The organism is Bradyrhizobium sp., assembly GCF_035309285.1.
Taxonomy (GTDB): domain Bacteria; phylum Pseudomonadota; class Alphaproteobacteria; order Rhizobiales; family Xanthobacteraceae; genus Bradyrhizobium.
Genome location: NZ_DATGFH010000088.1, coordinates 58,014 through 68,203, shown reverse-complemented (window position 1 = coordinate 68,203; position 10,190 = coordinate 58,014). Strand labels below are relative to the sequence as shown.

Annotated in this window: 6 protein-coding genes and 3 pseudogenes; 1 reads left to right on the top strand and 8 read right to left on the bottom strand. The window is 62.5% G+C overall.

Going from position 1 to position 10,190, the window contains the following annotated elements; all coding sequences use genetic code 11:
- Window positions 1-135: 135 nt before the first annotated feature.
- The 6 genes and pseudogenes from VKR55_RS17295 to VKR55_RS17270 all read right to left on the bottom strand — a co-directional run.
- Window positions 136-327, bottom strand: a pseudogene (locus VKR55_RS17295) (DNA primase); the annotation flags it as partial.
- A complete protein-coding gene (locus tag VKR55_RS17290) occupies window positions 327-4,658 on the bottom strand; it encodes a strawberry notch-like NTP hydrolase domain-containing protein (protein WP_324405147.1) in 4,332 nt (1,443 codons plus the stop codon). The gene VKR55_RS17290 and the pseudogene VKR55_RS17295, both read right to left, overlap by 1 nt.
- A 189-nt stretch (window positions 4,659-4,847) precedes the next feature.
- Window positions 4,848-6,962, bottom strand: a complete 2,115-nt coding sequence (locus VKR55_RS17285; protein WP_324405144.1) for a ParB/RepB/Spo0J family partition protein — start codon at window positions 6,960-6,962, stop codon at window positions 4,848-4,850.
- Window positions 6,963-7,067: 105 nt separating this feature from the next.
- A pseudogene (locus tag VKR55_RS17280) lies at window positions 7,068-7,298 on the bottom strand (zincin-like metallopeptidase domain-containing protein); the annotation flags it as partial.
- Between the two features lie 304 nt (window positions 7,299-7,602).
- Window positions 7,603-8,241, bottom strand: coding sequence for a carbonic anhydrase (locus VKR55_RS17275; protein ID WP_414642386.1), 639 nt, complete (start codon window positions 8,239-8,241; stop codon window positions 7,603-7,605).
- Window positions 8,231-8,440 carry a hypothetical protein gene (locus tag VKR55_RS17270; RefSeq protein ID WP_128931722.1) on the bottom strand — a complete coding sequence of 70 codons (210 nt, stop codon included), beginning with the start codon at window positions 8,438-8,440 and terminating at the stop codon, window positions 8,231-8,233. Before VKR55_RS17270 ends, VKR55_RS17275 begins: the two co-directional genes overlap by 11 nt.
- A 291-nt stretch (window positions 8,441-8,731) precedes the next feature.
- On the opposite strand from VKR55_RS17270, the gene VKR55_RS17265 reads away from it, so the two are divergent.
- Window positions 8,732-9,127 (top strand): response regulator, encoded by a 396-nt coding sequence (locus VKR55_RS17265; protein WP_324405141.1) that lies wholly within the window; start codon window positions 8,732-8,734, stop codon window positions 9,125-9,127.
- A 121-nt stretch (window positions 9,128-9,248) separates the two neighbouring features.
- Here the strand turns inward: VKR55_RS17265 and VKR55_RS17260 are convergent, their stop codons facing one another.
- Window positions 9,249-9,617: a response regulator gene (locus tag VKR55_RS17260; protein WP_324405140.1), complete on the bottom strand. Its 369-nt coding sequence runs from the start codon at window positions 9,615-9,617 to the stop codon at window positions 9,249-9,251.
- A gap of 225 nt (window positions 9,618-9,842) precedes the next feature.
- A pseudogene (locus VKR55_RS17255) lies at window positions 9,843-10,139 on the bottom strand (zincin-like metallopeptidase domain-containing protein); the annotation flags it as partial.
- Window positions 10,140-10,190 lie beyond the last annotated feature (51 nt).

Sequence of the window (10,190 nt, the reverse complement as noted above, 5' to 3'; positions counted from 1 at the left end):
GCGCCAGTTCGGAAGCGTCGCGGGACATCACGCAAGCTCCCGCAACGCGCTGGCATTATGTTGCGTAGAGGCTGTCAATCGTCTGTGAGATACCACCCAATCGAAAATGCGCAACATAATCGACCGCGCAACATATTCGGTGAACTTGCCGGCGGGGCCCTTCGGCGAGTCCTGGAGCCGCACGAACATCGAGCGGCCTGGGGAATTGTGGACATCACCGATCAGCCAATACTTCCCCTCGCGTTTACCGTTTGACAGATAGTGACGGCACAGCGCCTCGGCCTCGCGCGCGAGGCGATGTGCAAGCTCGGAGGCATCGCGGGGCATCACGCGGCCTCCCGTTCGGCGATGCGCTCAATCGGATATCGATCGAACACCTTCGCGAGCACCTCGGCTCCGTCAGCGTCAGTCGGCAGGAACATGCGCAGCTTCCACGAGATGATCTCCCCGAAGAGCCCATAAGCGCGCAGTCGATCGCGCATCGTGTCGGTGAAGCCGGACAATTCGATGCGGTAGGCACCCATGACCCGAACGCGGCGAAGCTGGAGGCCTTCGGAGAGGTCGAGGACGGTTCGGCCTTCCATCACCGCCACGAAGGCTTCGTCCGGCGTCAGCTTCGGCGCATCAGTCGCAAGGACATTCGCGACCCAGGCGGCCGAGACCTTGCAGCCGATAATGCGCTCGCCCGCATCGGTCTGAAGGCGGTAGACCCGGGTCGACTCGTTTGGCAGCCGCTTCCAGATCGGCAGCAGTAACCCCGCCACGATGTGGATCGTGCTCTCGGAGAACTCAGGGATGCCCGCAATCTCCGCCAGCCAGGCGGCGGAAAAGCGTTCGCGGTCGGCTTCGACCCAATGGCTTTCAGCCATCATCTTCAAGGGGACGCTGTGCTGCTCCATCGGTCGGATCAGCCGGACGCGCCGGTCGATTTCGCCGTCATCGAGCATGAAACTCGGCGCCGGGATCTGCACCGCGGGCCGGCCGGAGCGCGCGTTGATCAACAGGACGGCACGATGATCGGAAAGACGGCCGAGGGCGTCATCCAGCGTCACAGGGTGATTGCGCCGGCGCTCGGTGATCGTGAGAAGCCTGGTCTCGGCACCGGTCACCGGATGAACGTAAATCGTCCGGCGGTCGGCAATGACAAAGCTCTCGGCCCGGAGTGTTTCCAGCCCGACATCATAGGTGCCGGAGGCGATTGCGCCCTCGATGCGAGCGGTCAATAACTGCTCGAAAGCCGTGAACAGGATATTCTGAAGCTCGATCGTCAGCGCCAGCAACCTGTTCAGGAAGGTCGTAATCGGCGGCAGCTCATCCTTGATGCCATTGGCATCCATGAGCTTGAGGCCGGTCGCATCTTCGAACCGCTCCAGCGAGCAGCCCTCGAGCTTGCCCCGCGCAAGCAGCATGTAGAGTTGGCGCAGCGCGTCGCGGCCGTAGTGGCTTTCGAGATTGTCCTCGGGCCGGAACAGGCCCTGGCCCCCGGTCTGGCGCTGACCTCGCGTGATGGCGCCGAGCGTGTCGAGACGGCGCGCGATGGTGCTCAAGAAACGCTTCTCGGCTTTAACGTCGGTGGCGATCGGTCGGAACAGCGGCGGCTGGGCCTGGTTGGTACGGTTCGTGCGGCCGAGGCCCTGGATGGCGGCATCGGCTTTCCAGCCGGGCTCAAGCAAGTAATGGACGCGCAACCTGCGATTCCGAGCCGAGAGTTCGGCATGATACGAACGGCCGGTGCCGCCGGCATCGCTGAAGACAAGGATGCGCTTGGCGTCGTCCATGAAGGCAGCAGTCTCCGCGAGGTTTGCAGATGCGGCACGGTTCTCAACGATGAGGCGGCCTCCCTTACGGATGACGCGGCGAGAGCGGCCGGTTACCTCGGCGACCATGTCAGTCCCAAATCGCTGGACGATCTGGTCGAGCGCGCCTGGCACCGGCGGGAGCGAGGCGAGCTTCTCAATCAGGCGATCACGGCGCGCGACGGCTTCCCGGCTCTCTACAGGCTGGCCGTCGCGATAGACCGGCCGGGAGCAGAGGTTGCCTTCCGAGTCGGTGAATGGCTCAAAAAGCTGGACCGGGAAGGAGTGAGCGAGATAGTCGAGAACGTACTCACGCGGCGTGATGTCGACCTGGACGTCGCCCCAGTCCTCGGTCGGGATTTCGGCGAGACGCCGCTCCATCAGCGCCTCGCCGGTCGAGACAATCTGGATGACAGTCGCATGACCGGCGTCCAGATCGCGCTCGATCGAGCGGATCAGCGAAGGCGTCTTCATCGAGGTCAAGAGATGCCCGAAGAAGCGCTGTTTGGCGCTTTCGAACGCGGATCGCGCTGCGGATTTTGCCTGCGCGTTCAGCGTGCCGGTCGCACCGGTGATGTTGGCCGCCCGCATCGCGGCGTCGAGATTGTTATGGATGATGCCGAACGCGCCGGCATAGGCGTCATAGATGCGAACCTGCTCGGGCGTGAGCTGGTGTTCGACCAGTTCGTATTCAATTCCCTCGTAGGACAGAGAGCGCGCCGCATAGAGGCCGAGCGCTTTGAGGTCGCGCGCCAATACCTCCATCGCCGCGACACCGCCCTCCTCGATCGCCTCGACGAATTCAGCACGGGTGGCGAATGGAAAATCTTCACCGCCCCACAAGCCGAGCCGCTGGGCGTAAGCGAGATTGTGCACCGTGGTGGCGCCGGTTGCCGAGACGTAGACCACGCGGGCATTCGGCAAGGCGTGCTGGAGCCGCAGGCCCGCGCGCCCCTGCTGGGAGGCTGTCTGCTCGCCCCGCTCGCCCTTGCCGCTAACCGCGTTCTGCATGGCGTGGCTCTCGTCGAAGACGATCACTCCGTCGAAGTCGGAGCCCAACCATTCAACGATCTGCCGGACACGCGAAAGCTTTTCTCCGCGCTCGTCGGCGCGCAGCGTAGCGTAGGTGGTAAATAGGACGCCTTCCGCGAGTGGGATCGGCGTACCCTGCCGAAAGCGCGAAAGCGGCGTGACGAGCAGACGCTCCATTCCAACTGCCGACCAATCGCGCTGCGCATCCTCGATGAGCTTGTCGGACTTGCTGATCCAGAGCGCGCGCCGGCGATCTTTCAGCCAGTTGTCGAGCAGGATTCCCGCGACCTGCCGGCCCTTGCCCGCGCCGGTGCCGTCGCCCAAAAACCAGCCGCGACGAAAGCGAACGGCATTCTCGGCGTCTTCGTGTGCGGCGGCAACGACGTCAAAGGTCGTATCGACCGTCCAGGAGCCCGCGAGAAATTCCGAATGCGCCTCTCCGGCGTAGATGACGCTCTCGAGCTGGGCGTCCGAGAGGATGCCATCCGCGACAACGTTCGCCGGCAAATGCGGCCGATAGGATGGCTTTGGTGGAGCCACGGAAGCCATTGCCGCGGACTGCACGAGTTTGGTCGGATGCGGTTGCGCGCCCGGTATGCGGATCGCCTGCAGCGTATAGGCCTCATACAGCGCATCGCTGATCTGGCTGGCAACCGTGGGCGTCCAGTCGACCGGCTCGTAGACGACTTCGGTCGCTACGAGGTCAATTGCTGGCACCATCGCTGTTTGAGGCTGGCCGAGGTAGGCGCGGACCGTTCGAGGCGTTCGAGCGCTGGCAATTGCCGCCACCGCCAGAGCCGCAGTGCCAGCAACTGGCCGCCGTGGCGGCACGTATTGCATGACCCAGGCGAGCAAAGTCGGCAGGTCGGGCGCAATGCCGGGTGATGCGACGAATATTCCAACATCGTCAGCCGGCACTCGATCGATAACGGTCAAGCGCGTATTGATGCTGGTCCCGTGCTTGGCGTAGACAGTGCCGTCGATTGGCGCCGAGAACACGACGCGGCCCAGTTCCTGCAATCGCTTGAAGGAGCAGGTCCATGCGGGATTTTCGGGGGCGACGTTCGCTCCTGTGATGGTGACCAGCCGTCCGCCTTCGGGAAGACGAGCCAGCGCGGAGCCGATGTGCCGTAGTGCCGCATCCGCCATCTGGCGATCGACATGAACCGCGGCCGAAAACGGAGGGTTCATCAGCACGACGCTCGGCACAATGCCGGCATCAAGGTGGTCGTTGATGTGCGCGGCGTCATACTGCGTCGTGCGGACGCCGGGAAAGAGCTGCGCGAGAATGCCGGCACGGCTGTCGGCGAATTCGTTGAGGATAAGTGAGGCACCGGAGAGTTCGGCGAGGATGGCAAGAAGACCAGTGCCGGCCGAAGGCTCCAGCACGACGTCGGCCGGCGTGATCGCGGCGGCAACGCTGGCGACGTACGCCAATCCGATTGGTGTCGAGAACTGCTGGAGCGATTCACTTTCCTCGGACCGGCGTGTCTGGGTCGGAAGGAAACTGGTGATCCTCATCAGCATCGACAGCATGCCCGCCGGCGACGCCGCCTTGGTGCGCATGGCGGCGCCATGCCGCCGCAGGAACAGGACGGTCGCCGCCTCGCAGGCGTCGTAGGCGGTCTTCCAGTTCCAGGCACCATTTGCATCGGAGGCACCAAACGCTGCCTCCATGGCGGAACGCAAAAGGGCTGCATCGATGCGCCGGCTGCGTTCGAGATCGGTCAAAAGCTGTCGCGCAGCCCTGACGATAGCGGAGGCGACAACAGCGGTGGCACGCATCGAGAGCGGCGCGGCGCTGGCGCCGCCGACGAGAGATTCGGTCATGAGGGGTGTCTTTCGGAGAGCGGGAATGGGCCGAACCGCCCGGCGCTCTCCTGAACCGCCGCGGCTCAAACCCTTACCGGCCGCGCTCTTCCTCTCGAGCCCTCGCCAAACGAAATGGGGACCGACGCTGTACGCCGGCCCCCTGATACGAAGAATGCGGGACGGCCGGAGTCGTCCCGCGCCGTGATTTCATTCAGCCGCCTGACACTGTGGCCGATCGTCGTCGGCAGCGACATCCCGCTCCTCGTCGTCGGCGAGGAATTCGGGCAACGCGCCCGCTTCACCCTCCTGCTCCGCCGGCGCCGGCGCGAAATCGACGAGGCGGAGCGGCTCCGGCAACCAGCCGGAGCCATCGAGGAGACGCTCGGCCTCCTTGGCCATGTCGGCCTTCTTCAGATGGTCGATCAGTTGCGCCGAGGACTCGCCTTTGGCCTCCCGAACAGCCTCAAGAATACGGGGCTTGGTGACACGGCCGAGATAGTTGTCGACCGTCGGTCGCCAGCCGGCCTGGACCATGTCGAGTCCGACGGCGCGCGCCAGCACGTCGGCTTGATCAAGACGCGTGCGGACACCATGGGCAGAGACCCGGCCTTGATTGGTGCGGTTGGCCGGCTCGTACAGCGCGTTGACCGCAAATGACGCACAGTGGGCAAACAGGGACGCCTGGGCGGTGCCGTCCAGCGCCGTCAATGCGTCCCAGAGGTCCGTCTCATTCTTCGGCAGCCGCGCCTTCCAACTCTCATGCCGCGCCTCGATAGCCTTAGCGGACACGCTCTCCTTCAGACCCGGAGCCTGGGCTGGAAAGGTCGGCGTATGAAGTCCGATCTCCAGGCAGCTTCCGGAGGAAGCGAACCGGTAAAAGGTGGTCAGCACGAACTTGTGCAGCGCCGCCTGGAACGTGATGGCTGGACTCTGTGCCAGCGCATCGCGTAACGCCAGCGTACGATGTGCCGTCAGCTCGCTGATGAGCCGATCGGGTAACGGCTTTGCCGCATCCTCATCATCCTCGTCGGTTTCAGCCGGGTGACCGGCGACCGAGATCGCCGTACGTTGCACAGAAGTACTGGCCTCCTGCCCCTCAGTCGACGACGCATCGACGTTTTGCGAGATGTCGGAATCAGTCGCGGCCGGCTCGTCCTCCGGTCGGACGTAACCCCGGTCCACTGCGAGCCGTCCTTCGGAATCGATGCTGACGAAGACGCCAGCTCGGGCGATGTCGGCGGAATCGTAGACCACCGATCGCTCGTCGAAGGCCATCAACGCCGCTTCGATCTCGCTGAGGCGCTGATCGACGTCGTCGGGCAATTCATCCGCGTCCTGGTAGTCGAATTCCAGCTTGGCCTGCTCGGCGTTGAGTGCGTCGATCGTCGCCTGCTCCTCGATGGTGAGATCGGCAGGTTTGCCCTCCAGTTCACGCAATCCGGCGGCGTGGCCGTAGGGGAAATCCACGGCCACCGAGATCCATTTCCAGCCTTCCTTGGCGATCGTCTCGGCCTCCGCGGTCAGCTTCTCGGTAACAAGTCGGTCGAGTAGAGCAACATCCTGAAGCCAACCGCCATCGTCGTGCTCGAATAGATCTCGCAAGACGCCGCCACCCGCTTGCTCGTAGGCGTCAACCCCAACAAATTGCGCGCGGCGATCGGATGCACGGACAGTCTGCTCCGTAAGCCCCCGCCTGATCTGGTACGGTTCATCATAGCCGGAACGACTGACGTTCTCCCAGACCTGCTCCTGGCGAACCTGATCGGCCGTGACCGAGAACGCCATGAGCTGCTCGAGGGTCATGCCATCTTCGGCATAGACCTCGTGCAGCTTCGGCGACACTGAGGCGAGGCGCAATCGTTGCTTCACAATCGCCGGCGTCACGAAATGCCGGGCCGCGATATCTTCGTCGCTCAAGCCAGCGTCGCTCAAACTCTTGAAAGCTCGAAACTGGTCTAGCGGATGTAACCCGACCCGCTCGTCATTCTCCGCAAGAGAATCATCCTCGGCGATGCCACCCTCGCGCACGACGCAAGGAACAGCTTGCGTCTTGGCCATGCGCTTTTGCTTCACGAGCAACTCCAGGGCGCGATACCGTCTACCGCCGGCCGGGACCTCGAACATGCCCGTCTCGTTGCCGTTACCGTCCACGACGGCACGAACATTCAGGCTCTGCAGCAAAGTACGCTGCGCGATACTTTCCGCTAGCTGCTCGATCGAGACGCCGGCCTTCACGCGGCGCACATTGGACTGGCTCAGCACCAGCTTGTTGAACGGGATGTCTCGCGAGGGCGATAGCGTGATCTTCTGGACCTTCGTCATTTGCATTCTCCACGACGGGCAGCCAAGAGACTCTCTCTCGACTTCCAGCCCGTCGTGGAAAAACGTCCCTCCTCTTACTCTCGCGCGACGGCGGCAGGTCCAGCACTACGCCGCCTCGCAATCACCAACCTGCGGATCCACCGGCGCGCTTGCGACGGGATCGGAAACGAAGCCGAGCAGATAGTCCGCTGCTTTGCTCGCCTGCGAGGCAGCGCGCACGATGGCACGATTGTCTTCGCGCAGGACTTCCAGCCAGGAGCCGATGTAATCGGAGTGGCGAACCGTCGGCATGATCCCGAGCGATGCGCAGCCGAACGCGGCGGCAAGTTCGGCCACTTATCTGAACAGTCAAGTTGTCTCAGCCGGATTTTTTCGGCGGCGTTTTCCTAAAAAACCGCGGGCTTCCGGGCGATCTTGGCTCGTGAGACAGACTCGCGAATTGCTGAGGCACCTTGGCGGTCGTTCAACCGGCACAGCGCCAGCTCGGCGACGTTCCTCGCCGAACGAGAGAGCAGCGAGCTTCAGGTCCCCGACAGTTTCGCCCCGGGCTGGTGCTCGATCGGCCGAGCTGATGCAAGAGATGACGGATGGCAGTGCGCAAGCGTTCACCACTCCTGCCCGAATGCGCCTGAATCGCTTGTCATCCGGTCGATACTGGCCCGCCGGTCACGGTCACATTCAGATCGGTGATGAGCCCGCTCGACAGCGAATAGACCCAGCCATGTACCGCCAGTGGCTGGCCGCGCGCCCAAGCATCCTGAACGAAGACGTCGGACGCGACGTTCCTAACCTGGCGGATGACGTTGAGCTCGCAGAGCCGGTTCAGCCGCTCTCGGTCGTCGGTGTAGGCGGCGAGCTCGTCCTTGTGGTCGTGGGCGACTTCGCGGATCGGATGGAGCCAGTGGTCGACGAGGCCCCGGCGCTCGCCATCCACTGCAGCGGCTATGCCTCCGCAGCCATAGTGGCCGACGACCAGCACGTGCTTCACCTTGAGCACGTCGACGGCGAACTGCAGCACTGACAGATAATTCGCATCCTGGGGCGGGGCGAGGTTGGCGACGTTGCGGTGAACAAACATCTCGCCGGGGTCCAGCCCCACGATCTCATTCGCGGGTACCCGGCTATCGGAGCAGCCGATCCACAGATATTCGGGCCTCTGCTGCCCCACCAGTCTCTTGAAGAATCCGGGATCGACAGCGAGCTTGCCCTCGGCCCAAGTGCGGTTGTTCTGCTTCAGCTGATCGAGCATAAGATGGTCGACTCCTTGGTTACTGTTGATGCCGCGCTCGCTTCACCACTTTGGTCTCTTTAGACCGCTGTTGCATATGATCGGCGAGACGATCATAGCTCGCAGCAATGGCACGCATTTGCCGTTTGGCTTCTGTGTCATCCAGGAGCTTCGCGATGGAGCGAAGCTCCTCAGCGCGCTCGTGCCAATACTTGGGATCGTTGATGAAAGGATGGGTCAAGGTAATCACACCAAGCGCCTATACCCTCCGGCTGCTCCCCACGGTTCACGGACTTCTACGATATCACTAGCGATCCACAAAATATCATGATCGAGGAGAAGTTGTTAGGAGTTGAACGGCCGGCGGCTTTGGCGCGGCCAAGGACGTTCACCGTCCTTGCGCGTTCGTCCCCGATGCGCGCGGCCTTTACGGCCGTGCCCAAGCTGCCAAATGCCGACCTTGAACAATGCCAGGGGAACCAAATGCAGAGCTACGCGTATTGAGTTCCGAGTTGGTGCGGCTTGCTGAGGGGAAAGGCAAGTGGAAGAGCGTCCAATCATTCTCGTCGTGGAAGTTGACGAGGCGATCCAAGGGCTGGTCGCTGATGCCCTGACGGAAGGCGGTTACCAGCCGGCAATCGTGGCATCTGCTCATGAGGCGGTGACCCTACTCCAAAATGGGCAGGCGAACTACCGGGCGCTCGTGATCGATATTGATTGGAGCGATAGGACGAACGGCTGGGAAGCGGCTCGGAAGGCGAGGAAGATCGCACCCGAATTGCCGGTCCTCTACATGACCGCGGGCGCTGGCAACGAATGGCCTTCGGAAGGTGTCCCCAGCAGTGTCCTTCTGCAGAAGCCCTTTGCCCCGGCACAACTGGTAACCGCCGTCTCTCAGTTCCTCATCACCGACTCCACCCCGCCGAGGGCCCCTTAGAGGAGGCACAGGTGCTGTTGATCCTCGTGCAGTCTGCGGGGGGATCTGTTTGAGAACCGGCAAAAGATAGCCGTGCATCTCACGTCATCCACGCAGGCCTGAACAACTTCCCTACGCCGTTTTACTTATTTCTTTCATCCGTCGTCAGCAGGGAATTGATCGTTTCCCGCAATTTGTCGATTGAGACTGGCTTCTGCAGCACTGGTCTTCTACGGAACAAGGAGGGAAGATGCTGTTGCCCATAGCCCGTGATGAACAGAAAAGGGCGCTCTCGCCTTTCGATGGTCTCAGCAATGGGATCGACGCCAAAACCACCAATGTTGATGTCGAGAATGGCGAGGTCAAACTCACCCATCAGGGCATATGGGCCAGCGTCACCAATAGTGCCGGCTTCGGCGACGACCCGATGGCCAAGTTCCTCCACCATGTCCGCTACCATCATTCGGACGAGAGCTTCGTCTTCGACAAGGAAGATAGAGGCCGACCGCACCTGTCACCTCCGAGCGGACTATGGCCATTGTAGCGCACTTGGGATCAGATCGCGATGACGACGTGATGGTCAGTGGGACGGAGCTCGCCCAGATGTTCGCGCGCGCCAGCGTCAAAGGCTGACGGCACCCTGCCAGAATGTCAGCTGGTGGAGACGCTGTTCCGAGAGGGTTCGGTCAACTGACCCGCCTCGGTCAGAGACGACGACACGGCGAAGTTGGGGCGCCTATGCGGCGCCCCTATCTTGCTGATGAGCGTCGACCTGCTGGGTGTGCATCCAATCGGCGATCTGTTGCGCCTTACTCGCGGCAGTGAAGATGGCGCGCGAGTCCGAGCGGAGGACCTCAAGCCAGGAATCGATATAGATGGCGTGGTCGGGTCTCGGCTCGACAGTGAGGTTGAGGTCGGCGCAGATCATGGCGCTGAGCAGTTCGACGGTGCATTCCTCCATGGCATAGGCAGCCGAGCCGGACCGTCCGGTGAGATCGCGATCGAGGCGATGCTTGGCGCCGGAAGCGTGCCCCTTATGCCGATATCGGCATAACGGTCATAATGCCGAAGCTCGGATCATGCC

Excerpts from the sequence above, each read along its gene's own strand:
- VKR55_RS17290 (WP_324405147.1), bottom strand. The coding sequence starts at position 4,658 with ATGACCGAATCTCTCGTCGGCGGCGCCAGCGCCGCGCCGCTCTCGATG.
- VKR55_RS17285 (WP_324405144.1), bottom strand. The coding sequence starts at position 6,962 with ATGACGAAGGTCCAGAAGATCACGCTATCGCCCTCGCGAGACATCCCG.